The organism is Frigoribacterium sp. PvP032 (assembly GCF_017833035.1).
Classification (GTDB): Bacteria; Actinomycetota; Actinomycetes; order Actinomycetales; family Microbacteriaceae; genus Frigoribacterium.
Genome location: NZ_JAFIBM010000001.1, coordinates 262908 through 286813 on the forward strand (window position 1 = coordinate 262908; position 23906 = coordinate 286813).

Annotated in this window: 24 protein-coding genes; 11 read left to right on the forward strand and 13 right to left on the reverse strand. The window is 72.8% G+C overall.

Features of this window, described 5'->3' with window-relative positions; genetic code table 11:
* The first annotated feature begins 70 nt into the window (after nucleotides 1-70).
* Nucleotides 71-1936 carry a carboxylesterase/lipase family protein gene (locus JOE35_RS01210; protein WP_209559456.1) on the forward strand — a complete coding sequence of 622 codons (1866 nt, stop codon included), beginning with the start codon at nucleotides 71-73 and terminating at the stop codon, nucleotides 1934-1936.
* A gap of 63 nt (nucleotides 1937-1999) precedes the next feature.
* On the opposite strand, the gene JOE35_RS01215 is transcribed toward JOE35_RS01210, so the two are convergent.
* Nucleotides 2000-2674, reverse strand: coding sequence for a hypothetical protein (locus tag JOE35_RS01215; RefSeq protein ID WP_209559457.1), 675 nt, complete (start codon nucleotides 2672-2674; stop codon nucleotides 2000-2002).
* A 132-nt stretch (nucleotides 2675-2806) separates the two neighbouring features.
* Between JOE35_RS01215 and JOE35_RS15960 the strand changes: the two genes are divergently transcribed.
* Nucleotides 2807-3511 carry a response regulator transcription factor gene (locus JOE35_RS15960; RefSeq protein WP_209559458.1) on the forward strand — a complete coding sequence of 235 codons (705 nt, stop codon included), beginning with the start codon at nucleotides 2807-2809 and terminating at the stop codon, nucleotides 3509-3511.
* On the forward strand, nucleotides 3501-5279 hold the full coding sequence (locus tag JOE35_RS15965) for a cell wall metabolism sensor histidine kinase WalK (protein WP_209559459.1): 1779 nt from the start codon (nucleotides 3501-3503) through the stop codon (nucleotides 5277-5279). The genes JOE35_RS15960 and JOE35_RS15965 overlap by 11 nt, the downstream gene beginning before the upstream one ends.
* Nucleotides 5280-5310: 31 nt before the next feature.
* Here JOE35_RS15965 and JOE35_RS01230 read toward each other — a convergent pair whose 3' ends face one another.
* A complete protein-coding gene (locus JOE35_RS01230) occupies nucleotides 5311-5835 on the reverse strand; it encodes a hypothetical protein (protein WP_209559460.1) in 525 nt (174 codons plus the stop codon).
* Between the two features lie 209 nt (nucleotides 5836-6044).
* On the opposite strand from JOE35_RS01230, the gene JOE35_RS01235 reads away from it, so the two are divergent.
* Entirely contained in the window at nucleotides 6045-6314 is a 270-nt protein-coding gene (locus JOE35_RS01235; protein WP_209559461.1) for a hypothetical protein, read from the forward strand.
* Nucleotides 6315-6786: 472 nt separating this feature from the next.
* Here the strand turns inward: JOE35_RS01235 and JOE35_RS01240 are convergent, their stop codons facing one another.
* From JOE35_RS01240 to JOE35_RS01250, 3 genes are all read right to left on the reverse strand, one after another.
* On the reverse strand, nucleotides 6787-7488 hold the full coding sequence (locus JOE35_RS01240) for a hypothetical protein (protein WP_245186014.1): 702 nt from the start codon (nucleotides 7486-7488) through the stop codon (nucleotides 6787-6789).
* Nucleotides 7489-7715: 227 nt separating this feature from the next.
* Nucleotides 7716-8222 carry a hypothetical protein gene (locus JOE35_RS01245; protein WP_209559462.1) on the reverse strand — a complete coding sequence of 169 codons (507 nt, stop codon included), beginning with the start codon at nucleotides 8220-8222 and terminating at the stop codon, nucleotides 7716-7718.
* Between the two features lie 60 nt (nucleotides 8223-8282).
* The gene (locus tag JOE35_RS01250) at nucleotides 8283-8588 is read right to left on the reverse strand and encodes a Dabb family protein (RefSeq protein ID WP_209559463.1); all 306 of its coding nucleotides are present in this window, start codon (nucleotides 8586-8588) and stop codon (nucleotides 8283-8285) included.
* A 279-nt stretch (nucleotides 8589-8867) separates the two neighbouring features.
* Here JOE35_RS01250 and JOE35_RS01255 point away from each other — a divergent pair, with 279 nt between their 5' ends.
* The 3 genes from JOE35_RS01255 (at nucleotide 8868) to JOE35_RS01265 (ending at nucleotide 10739) form a co-directional block, all read left to right on the forward strand.
* Nucleotides 8868-9347, forward strand: a complete 480-nt coding sequence (locus JOE35_RS01255) for a phage holin family protein (protein ID WP_307802886.1) — start codon at nucleotides 8868-8870, stop codon at nucleotides 9345-9347.
* 55 nt (nucleotides 9348-9402) lie between these two features.
* Entirely contained in the window at nucleotides 9403-10194 is a 792-nt protein-coding gene (gene aqpZ / locus JOE35_RS01260) for an aquaporin Z (protein WP_209559464.1), read from the forward strand.
* Nucleotides 10195-10334: 140 nt separating this feature from the next.
* Complete coding sequence (locus JOE35_RS01265) at nucleotides 10335-10739, forward strand: hypothetical protein (protein WP_209559465.1); 405 nt, start codon at nucleotides 10335-10337, stop codon at nucleotides 10737-10739.
* Nucleotides 10740-10976: 237 nt separating this feature from the next.
* Here JOE35_RS01265 and JOE35_RS01270 read toward each other — a convergent pair whose 3' ends face one another.
* The 6 genes from JOE35_RS01270 to JOE35_RS01295 form a co-directional block, all read right to left on the reverse strand.
* On the reverse strand, nucleotides 10977-11828 hold the full coding sequence (locus tag JOE35_RS01270) for an ABC transporter ATP-binding protein (RefSeq protein ID WP_209559466.1): 852 nt from the start codon (nucleotides 11826-11828) through the stop codon (nucleotides 10977-10979).
* Nucleotides 11825-12856, reverse strand: coding sequence for a FecCD family ABC transporter permease (locus JOE35_RS01275; RefSeq protein ID WP_374099717.1), 1032 nt, complete (start codon nucleotides 12854-12856; stop codon nucleotides 11825-11827). Before JOE35_RS01275 ends, JOE35_RS01270 begins: the two co-directional genes overlap by 4 nt.
* Nucleotides 12857-12945: 89 nt before the next feature.
* On the reverse strand, nucleotides 12946-13992 hold the full coding sequence (locus tag JOE35_RS01280; protein WP_307802889.1) for an iron ABC transporter permease: 1047 nt from the start codon (nucleotides 13990-13992) through the stop codon (nucleotides 12946-12948).
* Between the two features lie 18 nt (nucleotides 13993-14010).
* Nucleotides 14011-15054, reverse strand: coding sequence for an iron-siderophore ABC transporter substrate-binding protein (locus tag JOE35_RS01285; RefSeq protein WP_209559468.1), 1044 nt, complete (start codon nucleotides 15052-15054; stop codon nucleotides 14011-14013).
* Between the two features lie 760 nt (nucleotides 15055-15814).
* The gene (locus JOE35_RS01290) at nucleotides 15815-16870 is read right to left on the reverse strand and encodes a TerC family protein (RefSeq protein WP_209559469.1); all 1056 of its coding nucleotides are present in this window, start codon (nucleotides 16868-16870) and stop codon (nucleotides 15815-15817) included.
* A 150-nt stretch (nucleotides 16871-17020) separates the two neighbouring features.
* Nucleotides 17021-17557, reverse strand: a complete 537-nt coding sequence (locus JOE35_RS01295) for an SRPBCC family protein (protein ID WP_209559470.1) — start codon at nucleotides 17555-17557, stop codon at nucleotides 17021-17023.
* 220 nt (nucleotides 17558-17777) lie between these two features.
* Between JOE35_RS01295 and JOE35_RS01300 the strand changes: the two genes are divergently transcribed.
* The 3 genes from JOE35_RS01300 to JOE35_RS15970 all read left to right on the forward strand — a co-directional run bounded on the left by JOE35_RS01300 (nucleotide 17778) and on the right by JOE35_RS15970 (nucleotide 20494).
* On the forward strand, nucleotides 17778-18701 hold the full coding sequence (locus tag JOE35_RS01300) for a PfkB family carbohydrate kinase (protein ID WP_209559471.1): 924 nt from the start codon (nucleotides 17778-17780) through the stop codon (nucleotides 18699-18701).
* Nucleotides 18702-18739: 38 nt separating this feature from the next.
* A complete protein-coding gene (locus JOE35_RS01305) occupies nucleotides 18740-19369 on the forward strand; it encodes a DUF1992 domain-containing protein (RefSeq protein ID WP_209559472.1) in 630 nt (209 codons plus the stop codon).
* Nucleotides 19370-19486: 117 nt separating this feature from the next.
* The gene (locus tag JOE35_RS15970; RefSeq protein WP_209559473.1) at nucleotides 19487-20494 is read left to right on the forward strand and encodes a C40 family peptidase; all 1008 of its coding nucleotides are present in this window, start codon (nucleotides 19487-19489) and stop codon (nucleotides 20492-20494) included.
* Nucleotides 20495-20614: 120 nt separating this feature from the next.
* On the opposite strand, the gene JOE35_RS01315 is transcribed toward JOE35_RS15970, so the two are convergent.
* Nucleotides 20615-22174 carry a SulP family inorganic anion transporter gene (locus JOE35_RS01315; protein ID WP_209559474.1) on the reverse strand — a complete coding sequence of 520 codons (1560 nt, stop codon included), beginning with the start codon at nucleotides 22172-22174 and terminating at the stop codon, nucleotides 20615-20617.
* Between the two features lie 100 nt (nucleotides 22175-22274).
* Here JOE35_RS01315 and JOE35_RS01320 point away from each other — a divergent pair, with 100 nt between their 5' ends.
* Nucleotides 22275-22670, forward strand: a complete 396-nt coding sequence (locus tag JOE35_RS01320; protein ID WP_209561800.1) for a MerR family transcriptional regulator — start codon at nucleotides 22275-22277, stop codon at nucleotides 22668-22670.
* A 48-nt stretch (nucleotides 22671-22718) separates the two neighbouring features.
* Here JOE35_RS01320 and JOE35_RS01325 read toward each other — a convergent pair whose 3' ends face one another.
* On the reverse strand, nucleotides 22719-23837 hold the full coding sequence (locus tag JOE35_RS01325; RefSeq protein ID WP_209559475.1) for a glycoside hydrolase family 6 protein: 1119 nt from the start codon (nucleotides 23835-23837) through the stop codon (nucleotides 22719-22721).
* Nucleotides 23838-23906: the final 69 nt, after the last annotated feature.

Below are 23906 nucleotides of genomic sequence, written 5' to 3' on the forward strand. Positions count from 1 at the left end.
CCTGCAGGTTGGATGCAGTTCGTATCGAGTACGGTTCGTATCGAGTACGGACCGCATCGAAGGGATCAGGGTGACGAAGAGGACGCAGGACGGATCGCGAGACGGATCGCAGGACAGGACGCGTGGCAGATCGGCGGGCAGGAGGTGGTGGCTGCCGACCGCAGCCGTGGCGCTGGTCGGCGCGGCGGTCGCCTGGCTGAACCAGGCTCCGTGGTGGGGGTGGCTGCTCGTGGCCGTGACCGTGGCGGCGGCCGCGCTGCTCTCGCGGACGTGGCGGCGTCGACGGTGGTTCGTCCGCGGCGCGGCTTGGGTCGGGGTGGCTGCCCTCACCGGCGGCGTGGCCCTGGCGGCAGGGCCGATCGTCGGCACCCGCACTCTCGACGGCCCCCACACGGACCCTGTGACGACCGCCCAGGGCGACGTCGTCGGCGTGCACGACGCGAGCGCCAGGGTGGACGCCTTCGCGGGCATCCCCTACGCCGCCCCGCCGGTCGGCGACCTGAGGTGGGAGGCGCCGCGACCGGCCCCTGCACGATCCGAGACCCTCGTCGCCGACGACTTCGGCACCTCCGTCGTCCAGGCCGAGCCCAGCTTCGTGACACGGGCCGCGACCCGCGTGCTCGACCTGCCGCTCGAGCAGACCCTGCTGGGCGGGTACGCGACCGACGAGGACAGCCTGCGGCTGAACGTCTGGAGACCGTCGGAGGCGCCTCCTGCGCCCCTGCCCGTGCTCGTCTACCTGCACGGCGGCGGGTTCGTCGCGGGCTCGGGCGCACTGCCTGCCTACGACGGGGCGGCCCTGGCCTCCACCGGCCGGGCCGTCGTCGTCACCATCAACTACCGGCTCGGGGTGTTCGGGTTCTTGGACAGCACAGCGTTGGCCGGCGACGAACTCGGCGGCAGCACCCCCGGCAACCAGGGGCTGCTCGACCAGCTCGCCGCCCTGGAGTGGGTGCACGACAACATCGGCGAGTTCGGCGGGGACCCTGGTCAGGTCACGGTCGCGGGGGAGTCGGCGGGCTCGGGGGCCGCGTGCATCCTGGGCGTCTCGCCTCTGGCCACCGGCCTCGTCCACGGGCTGATCGGCGAGAGCGGGGGGTGCCTCGGCTCTGCGGGCGACCGCGACGAGGGCGACCTCTACGACGACGCCGAGCACGCGCGCGACGCCGCTCGCGGCCTGAGCGACGCACTCGGCGGCGCGACCCTGGCGGAGATGCGGGCGATGCCGGCGGAGCGCGTCGCGAAGGCGGCAGCCGCCGCGGACCTCACGACGCACTGGTGGCCCGTCGTCGGCGACGCCGTGCTGCCCGACACCCCGTCGGCGATCTACGAGGCCGGGCAGCAGAACGACGTGCCGCTGTTGCTCGGCAGCAACGCCGACGAGACGTCCCTCGACCTGATCGGCGGGGTCGACTCGGACCCCGCGACCTGGGCTCGCGAGGCCCGCGACGAGTACGGGGACGACGCCGACGAGTTCCTCGCGCTGTACCCGGGAGGCGACGAGAAGGAGGTGGTCGCGTCACGGATCCGGTCCGGCACCGACCAGTCGATGACCGCGCCGATGCGGAAGTGGGGCCTGACGGCTGCCGCCTCGGGGACGTCGCCGGTGTATCCCTACTACTTCACGCGCGTTCCCCCGGACCCGGACCTCGAGCGCTTCGGCGCCTATCACGGGTCGGAGGTGATGTACGCGTACGGCAACCTCGGCGCCGACGGGGACATCGACTACACGACCGTCGACCGTCGCCTCGAGTCGGAGATGACGGGGTACTGGCTCGACTTCGTGACCCGGGGCGACCCGAACGGGTCGGACCGTGAGCGGTGGCCGACCCTGCAGGAGGCGCCCGACAGCGTCCTGGAACTCGGCGACGCCACCTCCGTCACGTCACGCCCGTCCGCGGAGGCGGTCGACTTCTGGCTGCGCCGGGAGGGCTGAGGCCGCAGGGCCGCCACCGGTCTCGGTGACGGCCCTGCGGGGGTGCGGCGGAGGAGCCGGGACTCAGCCCCGGGCGACCTCGAGCGCGATCGAGGGCAGGAGCTCCATGCCCTTCGAGATCGAGGAGGCGTCGTTGGCGGCGCCGCCGAACTCGATGCCCACGCGGTCACCGCCGTCGTCAGGAGCGACTGCCACCTCGGTGACGCCCGCGGCCTCCAGACGGTCCACGACGTCGGCGGCGAAGGTGGCCGCCTCGGGGTTGCTGCGGTCGAGCTCCCAGGGCGGTGCCGGCTCGAGCGGGGCGCAGAACGCCTCGGCCTGCTCGCCGACGGCCGTCTCGGCCGCGGTCGCGGGCCGCGTCAGCGACGACGAGTCCGTGGTCTCCGTGGTCGCGGTGCCCGTCGAGGTCGTGGCCGCCGGCCCCGTGCGGTCGGCGATGCAGCGGAGGTACAGGTCGTTGGCCGGGTCGGCCGCGGCGAGGTAGGCGAGCGACTCCCTGGCGGGGGTGCCGTACTCCTGGACGGCCGCGGCGTCGAGGGCCGTGGTGACCTCGTTCGCCGCCGTGCCGGCCGACGTCGTCGACGAGACCTGAGCCTGGGTGCTCGCCGCGCTGGTTGCACTGGTCGCGCTGGTCGCAGGAGCCTCGGCGGCCTGGGCGGACATCGAGAGGCCCGCGACGGCGGCGCCTCCGAGGACGAGGGCGCCGCCGACGACGGTGCTGATCTTGGTGAGGGACATTGCGGTCCTTTCGGTTGGGGAGATCCCAGCGTCGAGCAGGAGTGTGAAGGACCTGTGCGCTCGCCGTGCCGGTTCGATGAGAAGAGCCGCCGCGGTGAGATGCCGGGCCACACGGCCCCCTAGCGTTGCCTCGTGGCGAAGATCGTGGTGGCAGAGGACGACGAACTGCAGGGGGAGCTGCTCCGGCGCTACCTCGAACGTGAGGGGCACGAGGTCGAGGTGGTGTCTGACGGCGTTCGCGCGATCGAGCGCGTGAAGGACGGTCGCGCCTCCTTGTTGGTGCTCGACGTGATGCTGCCGGGCCTCGACGGCCTGCAGGTCAGCACCCGCCTCCGTGAGGAGGGGGCGGAGCTGCCGATCCTGATGGTCACCGCCCGCGTGGCCGAGAACGACCTGCTGCTGGGCCTCGACCACGGCGCGGACGACTACCTCACGAAGCCGTACAGCCCGCGCGAGCTGCTCGCCCGGGTCCGGGCCCTGCTGCGGCGGAGCGCTCCCCAGCGTGTGGACGGCGTGCTCCGCGCCGGGGCGATCGCCCTCGACCCGGCACGGCGCGAGACACGGACCTCCGGCCGGCTCGTGGACCTCACGCGTGCCGAGTTCGACCTGCTGAGGGCGCTGATGTCCGCCGCGGGCAGCGTGCTCAGCCGGGGGCAGCTGCTCGTCGCCCTGCACGGGGACGGCCGCTACATCACGGAGCGGACCATCGACGCGCACGTGAAGAACATCAGGGCGAAGCTCGAGCTCGACCCGGAGGCGCCCTGCGGCATCGAGACCGTCTACGGCGTCGGGTACCGCTTCTCCGCGACCGGGGAGACGGGCCCCCGTGCGTCGTAGCCTGCTCGCCCGCTTCCTCGCGATCGGCATCGTCATCGTCACCCTCTCGATCGCGGGCACGACGTGGATCGTCTCGACGGCGGTCACCCGCAGGGACGCCGTCCAGATCGACCAGGACGCCCGCATCGACCAGGACATCGTGGCCGAGGTGCGGAGCTGGGCAGGCCGGGAGCAGAGCTGGCAGGACGTCGGGACCGAGCTCGACCGGCTCGGCGACCGGTTCGATCGGCGCCTCGTCCTCCTCGACGTCGACGGGCGGACCATCGCCGACACCGACCCGACGCGGGCCGTGCCCGAGCTGCCCGGCGCGCCCGTCGATCCGCTCTCGGAGACCTTCGCCGACACGCTGAGCCCGATCAGCACGACGGTCGCGGGCGCGCTGGTGCTCGACGAGTCGCAGGCACGGTCGTCCCGCGTCGCGGCGGAGGCCGTGGCCGCCTGCGCAGGGCTGCCGTCGTCGTCGGTCTCGCTCTGGCCGAGCGGCCGGGCTGTCGTCTCGGGCGCGTTCCCGCCCGGCTGCGAGACCGCGGCCTACACGGCGCCGCTCGGCCCGGAGCAGGCGGCCCTCGACCTGCTCACCGCGCAGACCAACGAGTGCCTCGCCGTCCAGTCGATCACGCCCGTCAGCGCGGTCCAGCTCGACCTGGTGTCGCCCGGTGCCGCGGAGGGGATCTCGCTGCGCGTCGTGGGAGGCGACGAGGCGATCCCGCTGGAGACGCTGCAGCGGACGAGGAGCTGCGTCACGCGGGCCTGGACGACGATCAACGAGGACCTCGTCCCGCCCCGCGCCTACCTGGTCAGCTCGCCGGTCGACGGCGCCCGGCCGTCGCTGGACTCGCTGACCACCGACTCGCTCGCGCGGATCGCGGCGGTCGTCATCGGGCTCGTCGCTCTCAGCGGCGCCCTGGTGCTCGTCGCGAGCGGCCAGGCGGTCCGTCGCATCCGTCGCCTGCAGCTGGTCACCGAACGACTCACGGCAGGGCAGCACGCTGCCCGCGCGACGGAGTCGGGGCAGGACGAGATCTCCCGACTCGGGAGCGCGGTCAACCAGCTCGCCGACGGTCTCGAGCAGGCGCGGCAGCAGCGCGACCAGCTGACGGCCGACATCGCCCACGACCTCAGGACCCCCCTGACGAACATCCGAGGCTGGGCCGAGGCCTGGGACGACGGGGTGGTCTCGGACAAGGACGAGGTCGTCAGGGTGATCGGGCGCGAGGCCCTGCACCTCGAGCGCCTCGTCGAGGACCTGCGGACGGTCGCGTCGAGCGACGCGGGCGAGCTGAGGCTGCAGCCGCAGGAGGTCGACCTCGCGGCGTTGCTGCGCGAGGCCGTCGACGCGCGGCGGCTGCAGCGGCCGGTGGTCGACTACCGGGGGCCGCTCCGCGCGGTCGTCGTCGCGGATCCCGTGCTCATGCGACAGGTCGTAGGCAACCTGCTCGACAACGCCCTCGTGCACGGTCGCCCGAGCACGGTGGTCGTCAGCCTCCTGCTCGGGGACGGCGCCGTGCAGGTCGACGTCGAGGACGACGGGGTCGGCATCCGAGAGGAGGACCTCGCCTCTGTGTTCGACCGCCTCTGGCGGGCGGACCGGTCACGCAGGCGCGACGGGCCAGGCCACGGCCTCGGCCTGACCATCACCCGACGGATCGTCGAGCTGCACGGGGGCAGCATCGACGTCGCGAATGTGCGGCCGCACGGAGCGCGCTTCACTTTCCGCATCCCGGCGGGCGCCGGTGAACGCGTCGACCGCGTCGACCGTGACCGCTGACCGCTGACCGCTGACCCGTGACCCATGACGGTCAGACCGGCTTCAGAGCCGAGATGATGACGACGACGTCGGAGCCGTAGCGCTCGTCGGCTTGCCGCTGCAGCGTTCCGTCGTCGAACGCGACCGTGACGTGGAGTCGTCCGGCTTGCTCGCCGGCGGTGAGGGTCCCCGCATCTGACGTGGTTCCCTCGACGTAGTCCGTCAGGGCCTGATCGACCTGCGGCGCCTTGGCCGGGTCGGCCGGTGGGAGAGGGGGAACGGGATCGACCGCCTCCGCGGAGTCCACTGCGAGCGTCGGCGGTCGGGTCAGGGTCAGAGCCCTGCCGTCCCACGTGCCGACGACGTCGAAGTCGCCCCAGGTGACACCGGAGACCGCTCGTTCCCCGTCGACGGTCGCCCAGTCCCAGCCGACCACCTGAGGCCCGGAGCACGTCGGGGGATACGACTCTCCGACCAGGCCGAGGCAAAGCATCGGCCCGTCTTCATCGCCCCGGTCGAGAACCGTGCTGGTGGCCGTGAGTTCGTCGGCTGCGGTGGCTGCGGTGGGTGCGGCCACGCTCGTCGACGTGGGCGTCGGCGCAGGTGCGGCGCAGCCGGCCAGTGGCAGCAGGAGGACGACCGCGGTCGCCGGGCACATGTCCTTCGTCCTCATGACCCGATCATGGTGCCTCGGACCGCCGGCCCGCAGATCGAGTTTCCTCGTGGACGTGATGACCGCCTCCTCGGATCCGACCGATGTGTCGAGACGTCTGCCATCCTCAGACCATGAGCGACGAGGAAGACCTGCCGAGACCTCGCCCCGTCGAGGTCCGTGAGGTCGTCGAGCCCCCGTCGCCGTGGCCGTCCGTGAAGGAGGTCGTGACCAACCTGCTGCTGGTCTTCGGCGGCGGCGCCCTGATCTGGCTCGTCGTCGACCGTCTCGGCGCGCCGACATGGGTCGCCTTCGTCGCCCTCATGGGCATCTGGGTGGCGGGCACGGTGGCCGTGCGCCTCCTCCGACGACGCCGTTCGGCGGCGGCGGCGCCCAACGCGTGACCTACGGCTGATCGTCCCCGAGGGGAGGAGGCGCCACCACGGCCGCGGGGACGGTGTTGCGGCACAGCGGCCGACCGTCGACGACCTGGTCGTGGTCGGCTTCGTACCGGCACTCGCTGCAGGTCGCCGGTGCGTCGTCCGCCGACCCGGCATGCTCCTCCCAAGGGTGGTCGCAGTCGGGACACGACGTCGTCCGCAGGTGCCGACGCAGGGCGCGGCCGGGATGACCCGCCGTCTCGCTCATGGAACCAGTATCGAGCCTTGAGGTCGCCGGACGGTGAGTGCCCGAGAAACACCCTTCAGGGGACGAAACACCCGTGGGCCCGGGGGTGTTTCGTCCCGGGGAGGGTGTTTCTCCGGCGGGCACGGAAAAACCCCATCCCGCTCACGTAGCGGGATGGGGTTCCACCGGGATGCCGGCCCTACGAGGTACGGCGCAGCACCGGCGCGGTCGACACCGTGCGGGAGAGAGTTACTCGGTGGCGACGGTGATCTTCGCGACGCCGACGAGCATCTCGTCCTGGACGGCGTCGGTGTTGAAGGTCTGGTTCAGCAGTGCGGCGGCGTCGGGGCTGATGTGCACGGTGGTGCCCTCGAGGACGGCGTTGGTGCCTTCCATCTGGAGGGGCTTCAGGGTGCCGCCGTAGAGGTTGAAGAGGTAGGCGTCTTCTGCTGCGACGGTGCCGTTGGCGGTGACGGTGCCGTAGAGCTTGCTCTCGCCCGGGTCGATGCGGAAGTCGGTGAGCTCGACGACGGTGCCGTCGGCCGCGGTCAGCGACAGGCCGGAGCCGTCGTGGTCGATCTCGCCCTGGACGTAGGGGCGGACGTCGCTGGCGGGGTCGTAGTAGTCGACGTTGCCGCCGGTGATGGGGAAGGAGAAGGTGCCGTCGGTGAAGCCGGCGGTGCCGACGACTCCGGGGGTGAGGCCGAGGGTGCCGAGGGCGTCGACGAAGGACGCGTCGACGGCGACCTGGGTGTCGACTCCCTTGCTGAGGTCGGGGAGCGAGGCCAGGGGCTCGGTGGACGCGGCCGACGAGGAGGACGACGGGGCAGCGGACGACGACGAGGTCGAGCCGGCGTCGCCGGAGGAGCACGCGGCGAGGCTGAAGATGAGGGCGCCGGAGGCGACGATGCCGAAGGCGGACTTGGTGATGGTCTTGCGTGAGATGTTCACGATGGTTCTCCTTGTCTGTGGTTCCCGGTGGGGAGTTGACAGGGGTTCGCCACGGTCGCTGGATGGGTTTGGTGCGTTACCTGACCGTTACCTCAAGCTGACCAGCCGCGGCAGCATTCAGGAATCGGCAGCGCACGGGTCCTGAGTCGTGCACAGATCAGGACGCACGGGACCTGAGTTGCGCGACTCAGGACCCATGTTCCTGAATGAGGAGAGAGGGCAGGGCGTCAAGGGTCGAGCAGGACGCGCATGGCCTCCGTGAGCACGCGGTTGCCGGCTCGCAGCGCCGCGACCTCCGCCTCGAGGGCGGCGATCTCGTCAGTGTGCGGCACCGGAGCGCGGGCAGCGACGGGGGGCGGGGCAGGAGATGCGGGCTGGGTCTCGACGTCCGGTCCGGCTTCGTGGTCCGGCTCGGCGTCCGCCTCCGGCTCCGGCTTCGGCTTCGACTGGTGTTCTTCGTCAGGCTCGACGTCCCCGTCCGGCATGACCTCGGGTGCCGGCTCGATGCGCGTCGTCACGACCTGCGAGAACTTGGGGCGCGGCTTCCGGGCCGGCTTCTCGGGCTCGGGCGCCGCCTCCTCGACCCAGGCGCGCAGCGTCTGCTGCGGGATGCCGAACTCGTCGGCGACCACCGTGAGCACGTTGCGGTCGCCCGGCTTCGTCGCCCTCCGCTCGAGGACCCGCGCCGTCGCCGCCGCGCGGGTGTCGTCGTCGTACCACTCGTCGAAAGGCATGCGCCGAGTCTAGGGACGGCGACGCGCCCGGGGCGGCGGCGCCCCCGGGCCGTCTGCGCCCTACGCCGCGATGTCGAAGACGACGACCCGCGCGGCCGAGTCGCGCAGGAACCCCGCGACCGGCAGGTGCTCGGGGTGCGGAAGGTACGCGTCGAGGGCGGCACGGTCGCGGAAGCGGACCACGAGCATCCAGTGGAAGCCTCCCTCGAGGCCCTCGCCGCTGACCGTGGGGCCGCTCGAGACGGACAGGACGCCGTCGATCGTCGTCAGGTGCTCGTCCGACAGCGTCGAGGCCTGCTCGGTCGCGTCGACCCCGTCGTTCCACTCCGCCAGCACCACGTGCAGCAGCTCAGCCGTCTCGGCCATGTCCTGTTCCTCTCGTCGGCGGCCGGGTCCCGGCCGCGTCCCAGCCTGGACCCCGAGGAGGTGCGGCGCCGGTCCCGTAGGAAGAGGGAGTCTCGGGCGTACGACGAGCGAGCACCGACGGGCGCGCTGGCCGGGGGACGAGTGCCGGGCCGAGCGAAGCTGGGAGCCAGCCGGAGGTGCGTGACGGGAGGGGAGCGGGACACGACTTGATGGGGAGTCCTGCACCGCGCCTCCCCCGGGGAGATCGCGGAGGAGCGGGGCCGAGACCAGGAGGAACCCGTGAGCGACAAGGGCAGCGCCGACAAGGGCAGCACCGAGAAGGACACCGCCGACGAGCGCGTCGACGAGGGCCGCACCGGACCGCGCCTGCGCGACCAGCTGAGCAGCCGGGCAGACCAGCTGGGCAGCCGCGCGATCGAGCCGATCGTCAAGGCCGTGCGCGGCGAGATCGGCAAGGCCAAGGCCGAGGTCGCCGACCGTGCCAGGAGCGCGCGGGCGGGACTCGTCCTCGTGGGGGTCGGCGCCGTGCTCGCCCTCGTCACCGTCGGGCTTCTCGCGGCTGTCGCCGTGGCCGCCCTCGCCGTGGCGCTGCCGCTCTGGGCCGCGACGCTGATCGCCTTCGGCGTCTTCGCGATCGCCTCGGCCGTCGTCCTCAAGGTCGGCATCTCGGCGCTGGGACGCGGCGTCCCGCCCGTCCCGAAGGACACGATCGCCGAGCTCGGGTCACGGCGCAGCGAGGCTCAGCCCGCGCGCGACTGAGCTCACGCCCACGAGAACACCCGACAGCATCACCACACCTGAGAGAACCGGACCCATGGCACGTCAGACCCCCGTCAGCCGCTCGACCTCCGAGCAGCGCACCCAGCACGCCGAGACCTGGTCGAGCGGCGCCCGCTACGCCTCCGAGGCCCTCGGCGCGTTCCTCCTCGTGCTCGGCGGCGTCGGCACCGCCGTGCTCGCCTCGTCGTTCCCCGACGACGGCAACGCGGTCGGCGTCGGGTTCCTCGGCGTCGCGCTCGCCTTCGGCCTGAGCGTGATGGGCGGCATCTACGCCGTCTGCCACATCTCGGGCGGGCACTTCAACCCCGCCGTCACGGTCGGCTTCGCCATCGCCGGACGCACCGAGTGGCGCCACGTGCCCGGCTACGTCGTCGCCCAGGTCGTCGGCGGCCTCGCCGGCGCGGGAGTCGTCGCTGCGGTCGTGGCCGACGGACCCTCCGGTGCCTTCGCCGCCGCTCGCGAGTCGGGCTTCGCCTCCAACGGGTTCGGCGCGCTCTCGCCCGGCGGCTACGGCCTCGGCGCGGTGCTGCTGATCGAGGTCGTGCTCACCGCGGTCTTCGTCGGCGTCATCCTCTCCGTGACCGCGAAGAAGGAGTACGCCGCCCTCGCGCCCGTCGCGATCGGCCTCACGCTGACCCTGATCCACCTGGTCAGCATCCCGGTGAGCAACACCTCGGTGAACCCCGCCCGCTCGATCGCCGCGGCCGTCGTCGCCGGGCCCGACGCGCTCGGCCAGGTGTGGGCGTTCATCGTCGCGCCCCTGGTGGGCGCCGTCGTCGCGGGGGTGGCCCACCGCCTCCTCCGCCGGCCTGCCCGCAAGGGCTGACACGTCGGCGCTGACCCGCGCCTACGATCTCGGCGACACGCACGGCACCCGCCGCGACGTCCCCCGCACACACCGTGACACCCCCGCACAGACACCCCAGCACAGACGCCCGCGAAGAGCAGGCAGACGAGGAGACACCCATGAGCGAGTCCTTCAGCGACAAGGCCAAGCGCGCCGCCAGCCGCGCCCTCGACGAGGCCGAGCGCCGCTATGCCGCCTCCGGCGACCGTGACGGCGACGGCAGCACGGACGGCGGCAGCGGCAGCACCGACCGGCCGAGCGGCACCGACCGGCTGGTGCAGAAGGCGAAGGAGGCGGCGTCCGAGGTGCTGGACCGCGCCCAGGACCGGGGTGAGCGGTTCGCCGACAAGGCCGGCCGCGCCACCTCGGACGTCGTCGACCGCACGGTCGGCTCGCTCGACACGGACGACGAGGGCGCAGGCGTCGCGGCCTTCGTCCGACGGAACGCACGGCGTCGGCCCGTCGTCACGGTCGTGGCCGCGGTGCTCGTCGGCGTCGCCGTCGGCAAGACGATCAGCCGCTAGTCGCGGGGGCCGGTGCCGGGGCCCGGGGATCCGGGGGCCTGGGGGCTCGGCTGGTCCAGGGCGCCGAGCCCCCGTGCGTCTCGACGTCGGGTCGGGTCCGACAGACGAGCTGGAGCAGGCGGGGTCCGGGCCTGACGGGGATGATTTTTCCGCATCCTCCGGCTTCTGACAAGACCCAGGATCGACGGATGCGCGTTCCCGACCCCGGCCGGCATGTGCGGGACTTGCCCGCGCCTCCTAGGGCTTGGGCTCGGGCGCGGACGCGGACGAGCGACGGACCGGGTCCTCGTCGACGACGTGGTGCCGGCCGAGCGGCAGCATCATCGGCGCGCCCGTGGTCGGGTCGGCGACGACCCGGCTGTCGAGGCCGAAGACGGCGCGGACGCAGTCCTCGGTGAGCACCTCGTGCGGGGTGCCCGCGGCGTGCACCCGGCCGCCGGCCAGCGCGACGAGGTGGTCGGCGTAGCGCGCGGCCAGGTTGAGGTCGTGCAGCACCATCACGACGGTCGTCCCGCGCGACCGGTTCAGGTCCGTCAGCAGGTCGAGCACCTCCACCTGGTGGCTCACGTCGAGGAACGTCGTCGGCTCGTCGAGCAGCAGCACGTCGGTCTGCTGTGCGAGCGCCATCGCGATCCAGACCCGCTGGCGCTGGCCGCCCGAGAGCTCGTCGACCGAGCGGTCGGCGAGCCCGGTGGTCTCGGTCGCCTCGAGCGCCTCGGCGACGGCGAGGTCGTCGGCGGAGCTCCAGCGCGAGAGCAGGCCCTGGTGCGGGTGCCGCCCCCGGCCGACCAGGTCCGCGACCGTGATCCCCTCGGGCGCGACGGGCGACTGGGGCAGCAGGCCGAGTGTGCGGGCCAGCTGCCGCGCGGGCGTCCGGTGCACCTCGGCCCCGTCGAGCACGACCTGCCCCGCGCGCGGCTTCAGCAGCCGTGACATCGAGCGCAGCAGCGTCGACTTGCCGCAGGCGTTCGCCCCGACGATCGCGGTGATGCGCCCGGGCGGCACGACGAGGTCGAGGTCGTCGACGACGACGCGGTCGCCGTAGCCGAGCGTGAGTCGTCGGGCGACGAGCGAGTGGTCGGTTGTCACAACGAGCCTCCGGCACGGTTGGTGCGGACGATGAGATGGATCAGGTAGGGGGCGCCGAGCACCCCGGTGACGACCCCGACGGGGAACCGCGTGCCGAGCGCGAACTGCCCCACGACGTCGGCCACGAGCACGAGCAGCGCCCCGACGAGTGCCGACGGCACGAGCAGCGAGCCGTGCGGACCGACGATCCGCGCCGCGATCGGCCCCGCCAGGAAGGCGACGAACGCGATCGGCCCGCAGGCCGCGGTCGCGAACGAGATGAGCCCGACCGCCGCGAGGATGACGACCAGCCGCGTGCGGTCGACCCGCACCCCGAGCGCCGCGGCCGTGTCGTCGCCGAGCTGCGTGACCGAGAGGTCGCGCGACCGCGAGAGCAGCACGGGCGTCAGCACGACGAGCGCGACCAGCACCGGGACGACCTGCGGCCAGCTCGTGCCGTTGAGGCTCCCCGTCAACCAGCGCAGCGCCTCCTGCAGGTCCCACTGCGCCGCGCCCGACAGCACGTACGCCGTGAGGCTGTCGAGCATCGCGGCGACGCCGATCCCGACGAGCACGAGCCGCGTGCCCGCGACGCCGCCCTTCTTCGACAACAGGTACACGAGCACCGCGACGGCGAGCCCGGCGGCGATCGCGAAGGCCGAGACCTGCGCGTCGTCGAGCGACAGGGTCACGATGGCGAACGCGGCGGCGGCGCTGGCGCCCGAGCTGATGCCGATGATGTCGGGGCTCGCGAGCGGGTTGCGCAGCATCGTCTGGAACGTCACGCCGCCCAGGCCGAAGCAGAGCCCGGCGGCGATCGCGAGCACGGCCCGCGGCAGGCGCAGACGGCCGACGGTGAAGGAGGCGCCCGGCACGTCCTGACCGAGGACCACGCCGAGCACGTCGCCGGGCCCGTAGAAGGTGCGCCCGACCATCAGGGTGAGCACGAAGACGAGCAGCACGGCGGCGGCCAGCAGGCCGATCACGGCGCGGCGGCGGCGACCGCGACGGGCGCGGCCGCGGGCGACGTCGGAGGCGACGCTCGCGATGCGCGCCGTGCGGGCCGTGCTCGCCTCGCGGGCTGCGTCGACCCCGGCAGGCGAGGAGGCGCCCCTCGCGGAGCGCACGTCCGCGCCGCTCACAGCGCCCTCAGCTTCGCGCGCCGGACGATCCAGATGAAGAAGGGAGCCCCGATCAGGGCCGTGACGATCCCCACGTCGATCTCGGCGGGCCGGGCGACGACGCGTCCCACGACGTCGGCGGCGGTGAGCAGCACCGCGCCCCCGACGGCCGAGAACGGCAGCAGCCAGCGGTGGTCGACGCCGGTCAGCAGGCGGCAGGCGTGCGGCACGACGAGGCCCACGAAGCCGATCGGGCCGGTGACGGCGGTCGCCGCCCCGCAGAGCACCACGGCGCCGAGGGCCGAGAGGCCGCGGACGACGGCGACGCGCTCGCCGAGACCGGCCGCGAGCTCGTCGCCGAGGGCCAGCGAGTTGAGCGCCTTGGCCGAGAGCAGGCAGACGACGAGCCCGACAGCGAGGAAGGGCAGCACCTGGCCGAGGCTCGAGAACGTGCCGCCGCCCACGCCGCCGATCTGCCACGAGCGGATGTTCGCCGAGATGTCGCCGCGGGGCAGCGCGACGGCGGTGATGAACGAGGCGAGTGCGGCCGAGGTCGCGGCTCCGGCCAGCGCCAGCTTGAGGGGAGTGGCGCCTCCTCGTCCGAGCGACCCGACCGTGTAGACGAACAGGGCCGTCGCGGCGGCGCCGACGATGGCGACCCAGACGATGCTGGTCGCAGCGCTCAGGCCGAAGAACGCGAGGCCGGTGACGACCGCCAAGGAGGCGCCCGTCGTGACCCCGAGGATGCCAGGGTCGGCCAGCGGGTTGCGCGTCACCCCCTGCATCACGGCCCCGGCGACGGCGAGGGCGGCTCCGGCGGCGACCGCGAGCAGGGTGCGAGGGATCCGCTTCGCGACGGAGGCGCGGTCGAATCCGTCCGTCGCGCCTCCCAGTGCTGCCAGCACGTCGTCGAGCGACACCGAGCGCGAGCCGATCGTCAGCGACAGCACCATGACGACGACGAGCACGCCCAGCAGCGCGAGCAGCCACGCGGCACGGAGACGCCTCGGACGGCGCACGGCGGCGACGTCCGAGGCGGTCCCGGAGGTGGTGGTGAGGCTCACGCTGGTGCTGGCTGCCCGTTACTTCTGCGACGCCTCGGCGAGGAGGTCGGCGTACTCGGCGAGGATCCACGAGATCGACAGGGGCGTCGGGTTCGCGGCGGTGCCCAGCGGGCCGGTGCTCGGCAGGGCGACGATGGCCTTGTTGGCGACGGCCGGCATCTGCGACAGGACGGGGTCGCCCTCGAGGGTCTGGACGAGCTCGTCGTCGCCGTACGTGACGATCACGTCGACGTCGTCGAACGTGTCGGCCGTCTCGGCGCTCTGCGTGAGCGAGAACAGGTCGGTCGAGTCGGACGCCTCCTGGATGCTCGCGGGCTGCTGCAGGCCGAGGTCGTCGAAGAACTGCACGCGGGTGTCGTGCGTCGTGTAGAAGCTGACCTCGCTGAGGTCGGTCGTGTCGACGTGCGTGAGGAACATCGCGGTGGAGTCGGTCAGCTCGGGGTGCACGTCGGCGACCTCCGCGATCTCGCCCTCGAGGTCCGCGACGAGCTGCTCGCCCTCGGCCGCCATGCCCATGCCCTGGCTGTTGAACGCGATCATGTCGCGCCAGGAGGTGCCCCACGCGGTCTCGGGGTAGGCGACGACGGGAGCGATCTCGCTCAGCGTGTCGTAGTCCTCCTGCGTCAAGCCGGAGTACGCGGCCAGGATCACGTCGGGCTCGGTGTCGGCCACGGCCTCGAAGTCGACCCCGTCGGTCTCGTCGAACAGCACGGGGGCCTCGCCGCCGAGCTCGTCGAGCTTCTCGCTGACCCACGGCAGGATGCCGTCGCCGTCGTCGTCGCCGAAGTCAGCACGCGCCATGCCGACCGGGACGACGCCCAGCGCGAGGGGCACCTCCTGGTTGGCCCAGTTCACCGTGGCGATCCGCTCGGGCTTCTCGTCGATGGTCGTCGTGCCGAGCGCGTGCTCGATCGTGACGGGCGTGAAGTCGCCGCCGCCTGCGGCGCCGTCGGTGCTGCTGCCGCCGTCGGTGCCGGTGCCGGCTCCGGTCGAGCAGGCGGTCAGGCCGAGTGCGAGGACGGAGGCGGCGCTCAGGGCGAGGAGGCGCGAGGTGCGGGACATGGGGGCCTTCCGGAGGTGGGGCAGAGGGAGGTGGGGCGAGGCGGTGCGGACCTGCCGCGGCGCGTGCCACGGCTGCGGGAGGCGTGACGGATGTGCTGCGGGCACGACGGATCGCCCGGTGTCGGGAGGGCACGCCGAGCGCGTGCCGCGTCGACGGACAGCCCCTCTTGCCGGTGCTGTGCGGCTCGGGGGCTCTCACGGGTGATCGCCGTGTTAGGTGTGCCTTACCTTATCTGCGACGACGGGTGTCGGCAACCCGTCCTGTTCCGCAAATGCCGACTGATCGCCGCCGACACGCCGCGTGGGGAGGTGCATCCCGGGCGTGTCAGTCGGAATTTGCGGGCGTTCGGCCTCCGGCGAGCCCAAACCGAGACAGATCCTGCTCGGCGCGGCGGCGCGACCGGGCAGCTGCGGATCGCGCGGCACGGATCACTCTCCAATGACGGGCACGGCCAGCGGGGGTAGGGGCGGGGTGGGGAGGCCGCGGAACGCACTTCTTCGCGATGCCAGCCGCGCGCTCTCGACGTGAGGCGACTCAAAAGCGACGAACCTCCGCGGAACATCGCGTCGCCTTGTCGCTGTCGCGGAGGTGTGCCTGCTTCGCGCGTGGATGACAGCTGAAGGAGGCGGCGGCCCGGACACAGCAGAGCGCCGCATCCCCGAGACGAGGAGGCGGCGGCCCGGACACGGCAGAGCGCCGTGTCCCCGAGACGGGGACGCGGCGCTCTGCGGCGGTGCGGGGGAGGCCGAGCGGTGCGGGCTAGTGCGCCGCGCTGTCGTCCTTCTTCGAGGCGGAGGAGTCGTGCGCGTGCGTGATCGGCTCGCCCTCGACGGTCTCGCGCTTCTTCTTCTCGGCGTCGCCGCGGGTCTTGGCGAGGCTAGCCACGGTCGCGACCGTGATCGTCGCGCCGATGAAGAGCAGCGACAGCCAGATCGGGATCTCGGGCACCCAGAGCAGCGGCTCGCCGCCGTTGATGAAGGGCACCTCGTTGACGTGCAGGGCGTGGAAGACGAGCTTGACGCCGATGAAGGCCAGGATGACCGCGAGGCCCTGCGACAGGTAGACGAGGCGCTCGAGCAGCCCGCCGATCAGGAAGTACAGCTGACGCAGGCCCATCAGCGCGAACGCGTTGGCCGTGAAGACGATGTACGCCTCGTTGGTGAGGCCGTAGATCGCGGGGATCGAGTCGAGCGCGAAGACGAGGTCGACGAAGCCGATCGCGATGACGCAGAGCAGCAGCGGCGTGACGAAGCGCTTGCCCGAGATCTTGACGGTGAACTTGTCGCCGTTGAAGTCGTCGTGCACCGGCAGCACGCGCCGCGCGACGCGCACGAACATGTTGTCGGCCGCGTTGCCGCCGTGGTCGCCCTTGAGCTGCTGGTAGGCCAGCACGAAGAGCAGCGCGCCGAAGATGTAGAAGACCCACGAGAAGTTCTCGATCAGCGCGGCACCGGCGGCGATGAAGCCGGCGCGCATGATGAGGGCGATGACGATGCCGATCATCAGCACCTTCTGCTGGTACATCCGCGGGATGGCGAACCCGGTCATGATCAGCAGGAACACGAAGAGGTTGTCGATCGACAGCGCCTTCTCGGTCAGGTAGCCGGCGAAGTACTCGCCGCCGAAGCCCCAGCCGCTCGTGAAGCCGATGCCGACGCCGAACAGCAGCGCGAGGCCGATGTAGAAGGCCGACCAGCGGGCCGACTCGCCGATCGTGGGCTCATGCGGCTTCCGCACGTGCGTGAAGAACTCGTAGACGAAGAAGGCGATCGTCACGCCGATGGTGACGAGCCAGGTGGTCGTGGTGATGTTCACGGGAGGTCTCTCCGCAGAGGTCGGGCTGTGAGGCAGCGGGCCCTGCGCACGAGTGGCGAGGGGGTACTGATCGACAGTAAGGTCGCCAGCGCTGTCAGCGTGCCCCCAAGCAGCCCCGACAGTGCTGTGAAGCTGCGGTCCCTGCAAGCTTCAGGCGGTAGGGCTCTCGACCCCCGGGGCCTGACCCGAGGAGGCGGCGACCCGGTCGATCTCGGCGGTCACGCCCCCGAGGACCTTCGTCATGTACGGCCCCCACAGCAGCCGGACCACGGCACGCACCAGCAGCCCGCGGCCGGGCTTCGCGTCGAACGAGTACTGCCAGCAGACGCGGGTGCCGGAGCCCTCCTCGTCGTGCCGGTCGAGGGGCTCGTACCACCACTCGGCGCGGCCGCGCTCGACGAGCGAACGGAGCGGGCCGCGGAAGTCGGTCAGCTCGTAGACGAACAACGCCGGACGTGCCACGGTCACGAGCGTCTCGACGAGCTGGCCGCCGCCCGAGAGCTCGAGTCGGCGGGTCTGGCCCGGGGCGTCCCAGGGGCCCGTCTGTCCGTGGACGGCGACGACGGCGGGCAGGGGGCCGGAGCGCGGGTAGAACCCGACCGGCGTCATCGGGGTCCCGATCTCCCACGCCCGCTCGAGGGACGCCGTCGTCACTCCCTCGCGGATCGCGCTCGCTGTGGTGGTCATGAGGATGGTTCGGAGTCACCCGCTCGGGGGACTGGTCGGTCTGCGGGGGCCGGCAGCCCGCCTCCTCGACTCGGCCTGCGGGGCTGCCGCGCGCCTCCTCGGCCGGGGTCTCCGCCATCACAGAGCCGCCCGGGAGAGTGCTGGGAGCCGCGCACCGCACCACGTGGTTCGTTCTGCCTGTCAGCCGTCGCACCCGCGGGGCCCCACAGAACGGACCACCATGACAGGCCGAGTCGCCGTCTTCGCCCCTTCCCCCGTGCTCACGGTCACCGTCGAGGACCACGGCGCCGGTGCCGACGTGCACGTCCACGCGGGCGGTCAGGGGCTCTGGCAGGCCCGCATGCTGCAGACGCTCGGGGCCGAGGTCGTCGTGGTCGCCGCGCTCGTCGGCGAGACGGGCGCGATCGTGGGGCACCTCTGCGACGACGAGGGCGTGCCGCTGCTCTCGGTGCGCCGGGACGGCCGCGGCGCTGCCTACGTGCACGACCGACGCGACGGCGAACGGGACGAGCTCGTCGAGACCGCCGGCGACGAGCTCACGCGACACGACGTCGACGAGCTGTACGGGCTGGCCCTGCGGGCAGGTCTCGAGTCGGACGTCACGCTGCTCAGCGGACCGGTCGGCGACGACACCCTTCCCGCCGACGTCTACCGACGCCTCGCCGCGGACCTGGGCGCGGTCGACCGGGTCGTCGTCGCCGACCTGTCCGGCGAGCGGCTGGAGGCAGTGCTCGAGGGAGGCGTGGACGTGCTCAAGGTCAGCGACCAAGAGCTCCTCGCCGACGGGCTGATCACCGGGAGCACCCCCGAGCAGATCGTCGAGGCGATGCGCGACCTGCGGCTGCGCGGCGCGTCGTCGGTGGTCGTCACCTGCTCGGACCTGCCCACCTTCGTGCTCGACGGGCCGGGTGCGCGGGTGTTCGAGGTGAGCGTCCCGTCGATGCAGGTCGTCGACACCCGCGGCGCCGGCGACTCGCTCACCGCTGGCGTCGCGGCCGTGCTCGCCGCGGGCGGCGGACTCGAGGAGGCGGTGGTCACGGGGACGGCGGCCGGCGCGCTGAACGTCACCCGGCACGGGCTGGGCTCGGGCGACCCGGACGCGATCGCGGCGCTGCGCACGGTCGTGACCGTGCGCGACCTCTAGCCCGTCCGGCTCGGCGGGCGCGGCGTACCCTCGACGGCATGTCTGGAGAGGAGGGCGCCCCGGCGGCCCGGGGCGACTCGGCACGCAGCGACCAGCCGCGGAGCGACCCGCGCGTCGCCGCCGCGCGCTACCGGGCCGAGGGAGAGCGGCCGCCCGACGACGCCCCGCGCGACACCCGCACCGCCGCCGAGATGCGCGCCTGGGCCCGCACCGCGATCGACCTCGCGGTGCAGCGCGGCGAGTTCGACGACCTGCCCCTGGCAGGCAAGCCGCTGCCCGGCCTCGCCGGCGGCACGGTGGACCCCGACTGGTGGATCCGCGGCCTGATCGAGAGGGAGGGGCTCACCGGCCTGGCGCCTCCTGCGCTCTCGCTCCGCACCGAGCACCAGCAGCTCGACGACGTCCTCGACGGTCTCGGCACCGAGGCCGCCGTGCGCTCCCACCTCGACGACTTCAACGCCCGGATCGTGGAGGCGCGGCGCCAGCTGACCGGCGGACCTCCCGTCGTGACCCCCACCCGCGACGTCGACGACGAGCTCAGGAGGTGGCGCGAGCGTCGCGAGGAGCGCCGTGCGGCCCGCGCCGCAGCAGTCCCGCCAGCCCCGCCGACCTGGCGCGAACGGCGCGCGCTGCGCCGCGAGCTGAGGAGGCGGCGGGGCGACGGGTGAGACGTCTCACCCGCCGCCGCTGACCCGGATGAACCTGGGAGCGGACTCGGCTCGGGGGACGAAGCGCGATACAGTCGAACGTTCCCTCCTGACCGACCTACCGTGAGGACCGCCCGCGTGACGACCACCGCCTCCCCGAGCCCGTCAGGTCACGACGCGCACGGACGAGGCGGAGACGCCGCCCCGCTGCTGCGTCCCCGAGGTCGTCGTCGGGCCGAGGCCGCCGTGCTGCCGCAGAGCTGCCGGGCCTCGTTCGTGCAGCCCGAGGCGCTGGTGGACGCGTCCGTCGCCGCAGCCGAGGCCGCCGTCGTGACGGTGCCGGGGCTGAGCGGCCGTCGAGCTGCTCGAGCCGCGCTGTCGGCCCGTGTCGAGCGCCGAGGGGTCCTCGCGCTGGCACGTCGTGAAGCGCGTTCCGACCGGCCGTCGGCCCCTGCCCCCGTCTCGCGCCGCCTCGTCGGGATCGTCAAGAAGGTCTCCGTCGTCGCCGCCCTCGCGGGCTTCGCCGCCAGCGGCACGCTGCCGCTCATCGCCGGGTCCGACCAGCAGGCGCAGGCCGCCGCGGGCGGCTCGGGCTACTCGGCCGCCGCCTCCGCGAGCGGCCAGCAGCACCTCTCCGTCGACGCGACGGTCGTCTCGGACGACGTCGAGCGCGACCAGTACTCGGCGACGTCGATGATCGACGCCCAGACCCAGCTGCTGCAGAACCACACGGCGGCCAGCTCGAGCGAGTGGGACGGCCGGACGACCGCCTCCTACCTGGCCGACCCGCTCTACGACACCCTCGACCGCAGCCAGGTGCTCGCCGTCGCGATGCAGTACATCGGCACGCCCTACGTGCACGGCGGCGAGGACCCGACCAAGTTCGACTGCTCGGGCCTGATCACCTTCGTCTACGCGCAGTTCGGCGTGAAGTTGACGCACTACGTGCCCACCCAGGACACCGAGGGCACGCGCGTCTCGGCCGCCGAGGCGGTGCCCGGCGACCTCGTCGTCTTCGACAACCTCGCCCACGACGGCATCTACGCGGGCAACGGGATGATCCTCGACGCGCCGAAGCCCGGCGGGTTCGTCAGCGTGCGGCCGATCTGGGACTCCCCGCACCACTTCGTGCGCATCGGCGCCTAGCGCGCGGCTCGCCGCTCGCCGCTCGCCCGGACCCGCTGGACCCGCGCGCACCCTCGTGCGCGCCGCGGGGTGCGCGCGGGTTCGACGGGTGCGGGCAGCACGCGGCAGCACGCGGCAGCCTCAGCCGCCGAGCTGGCCCGTGAGGCGACCGTGGAACGAGCCGCTGCGCTCGTCGAGGCCGACGAACTCGACGTCCAGGCCGTGTGCGGCGAACTTGGCCTCGACCGAGTCGAGCGCCGCGACGCTCGAGGCGTCCCACACGGAGGCGCGGCTCAGGTCGACGAGGACGGTCGCGCCGTGCGCCGCGTCGTCGGCGTCGTCGGCGTAGGAGAAGTGCTCGACGAGGTCGTTGCTGCTGCCGAAGAACAGCGGGCCGACGACGTCGTAGCGGACTCGCCCGGCAGCGGCCGCCGAGCTCTCGCTGTCCGCAGGCACCTCGACGGTCCGCTCGACCCGGATGACGTGCGCGATGCGCCGGGCGAAAAGCACCATGGCGAGCAGCACGCCGACGGCGACCCCGATCGCGAGGTTGTTCGTCGCGACGACGACCCCCACCGTGACCACCATGACCAGTGTCTCCGGCACGGGCATGCGCCTCAGCGTCGACGGCCGGACGCTGTGCCAGTCGACGGTCGTGATCGCGACCACCATCATCACGGCGGCGAGGGCGACCATCGGGATCCGCGCCATCACCGAGCTGAGCCCGGTGACCAGCAGCAGCAGGAACAGGCCGGCGGCGAGGGTCGAGACCCGGGTCCGCGCGCGGCCGATCTTCACGTTGACGACGGTCTGGCCGATCATGGCGCAGCCCGCGATGCCACCGTAGGCGCCCGCGGCGATGTTCGCGACGCCGAGGGCCCACGACTCCTTGCCCTTGTGCGAGGGCGTCTCCGTGATGTCGTCGACGAGCTTCGCGGTGAGCAGCGTCTCCATCAGGCCGACGAACGCGACGCTGAGCGCCGTGGGCAGGATGATGCCGAGGGTCTCCGGGCTGAAGGGCACCAGCCACGGGGTGAGTCCCGGCAGGCCGCCTCCCATCGGTCCCTCGTCGCCGACGGTGTGCACGTCGGTCAGGCCCGCGGCCACGACGATCACGGTCACGACCACGATCGCCACGAGCGGTGCCGGGACGACGGTCGTGAACCGCGGCAGCAGCACGACGATCGCGATCGTCAGCGCGAAGAGCGGGTAGACGATCCACGGCACGTCGATCAGGTGCGGCACCTGCGCGACGAAGATCAGGATGCCGAGCGCGTTGACGAAGCCGATCATCACCGAGCGCGGGATGAACCGCATGAGGCGGGCGAGGCCGGCGGTGCCGAAGACGATCTGGATGACGCCGGCCAGCAGCACGGTCGGCAGCACGTACTCGACGCCGTGGGTGCGCACGAGCGGCGCGATCACGAGGGCGACCGAGCCCGCTGCGGCGGTCACCATCGCGGGTCGGCCGCCGAGCAGCGACATCACCACGGCGAGCACGACCGACGCGACCAGGCTGACCATCGGGTCGACGCCGGCGATGACCGAGAACGAGATCACCTCGGGCACGAGGGCGAGGGTGGTGACGATGCCGGCCAGCGCCTCCCTGGTGAGGAGGCGTGGCGAGAGGAGCACCGCACGCACGCTGTCGTCGGGACGAGCGGGCGCGACGGCGCGGGGCTGGGGGGTATCGGCGGTCACGGCGTGCTCCGGGTGGGGGTGGTGGGAAGATCGGGGGACCGGCGACACTGCCGTGTGATCGACCCTACCCTCACGTGAGGGTAGAGATGGGCCAGTGACGATGACGGACGTCGACGCACCGATGATGCAGATCGGCGAGCTCGCCGACCGTGCCGAGATGTCGCTGCGCACGATCCGGCACTACGACGAGGTCGGGCTGCTCACCCCCTCGGGCCGCAGCGACGGCGGGTTCCGCCTCTACACGGACGCCGACTTCTCGCGGCTGATGGTCATCCGACGCATGAAGCCGCTGGGCTTCTCCCTCGACGAGATGGCCGAGCTGCTGCGGGTCGTCGATGCGCTGACTGCTGCCGGTGCCGACGGTGAAGGAGGCGGGGCGCCCGACACCCGCGCCCGTCTCGACGCCTTCATCGCGGACGCCGTCGAGCGCCGGGCCCGACTCGAGCGGCAGCTGGCCATGGCCGACGAGTTCCTGGAGCTGCTGCGCAGCCGCTGACGCGCCTCCCGCGGTCCCGGCCCGCGCCTCCTGGGGCTGCATCTCGGGCTACTCGCTGCGGCGCTCGACCAGACCCTCGGCGAACGACGCCCACCACTCGCCCGCGGGCGGCCCGCCGTTGCAGGTGCCGTCGCTGATGCCGGGCGTCTTCACCCACAGGAACGCGTCGAGGCCCTTGCTGCCGCCGGTGACGTGCGGGTCCTGGCCGAGGCCGGCTCCCTCGGGGTTGCACCAGGTGCCGCGCCAGCCCTGGCCGTTGCGCGAGACGTCGATGACGTACCGGCTGTCACCGGTGAGCTCGCTGACCCGCTCGGCGTAGGCGCGCTCGTCGTCGACCGGGTAGAAGCTCGCGACGTTCGTGTAGAAGCCGCGGGCGCGCTCGACGCCGGCCTGCTCGAGGCGCTCGGCCATCTCGCGTGCGGGCACCCAGTTCGAGTTGCCGCCGTCGAGGTAGGCGGGCACCCCGGCGTCGGCGAACGCTGCGACCGACTCGCGGATGAGGGGGAGGCGCTCCTCGGCGAGGTCGGGGCAGCGCGTCAGCATGCCGAGCGAGTCGGGCTCGACGATCACGACCGCGCGGTGGCCGCGGAGGGTGTCGGCGACGAGCTGGTTCCAGGCGGGGTAGTCGTCGGCCGCGAGTCCTCCGGCGGAGTAGTTGCCACAGTCCCGGTCGGGGATGGCGTAGGTGACGAAGACGGGGGTCGCGTCCTGCAGCTCGGCGGCGACGAGGTAGTCGGTGATCTCGTCGACGAGGGCGGCGTCGTCGTGCCCGTCGCCGAGCCAGAGCGCGACGGGGCGCTCGGCGATCAGCTCGGCGGCACGGGCGGCGTCGTCGTCGCCGCGGGCGGTGAGGCGCTCGGCGGCGCGGGCGGCGAGGGAGTTCGGCTCGGTGGCCAGCCCGCCGTCGAAGACGAGGGTGTTGGGGGCGGAGCGGATCGAGTCGGGGGTGATCGCGCCGAAGGGCCGGGGGGCGGCGTCGGCGGTCGAGGTGGGGGCAGGGGACGGCTCGGGCGACGTCGTGCCGTTCGCGTCGTCGGTCGGGCTGGTCGTCGGGCTCGGGCCTGCGTCGTCGCGGTCGGCGGACGTGCAGCCGGCCAGGCCGAGGGCGGCGGCGACGACGGTCAGGCCGAGGGCGGTGCGCAGGAGGTGCGGCGTCAGGTGCGGCATCGATCCCGTTCCCGGGCGCCGTGGGGAGGGCCCCGACGATGGTGGACCTCCATGACAGCACGCCGCGCG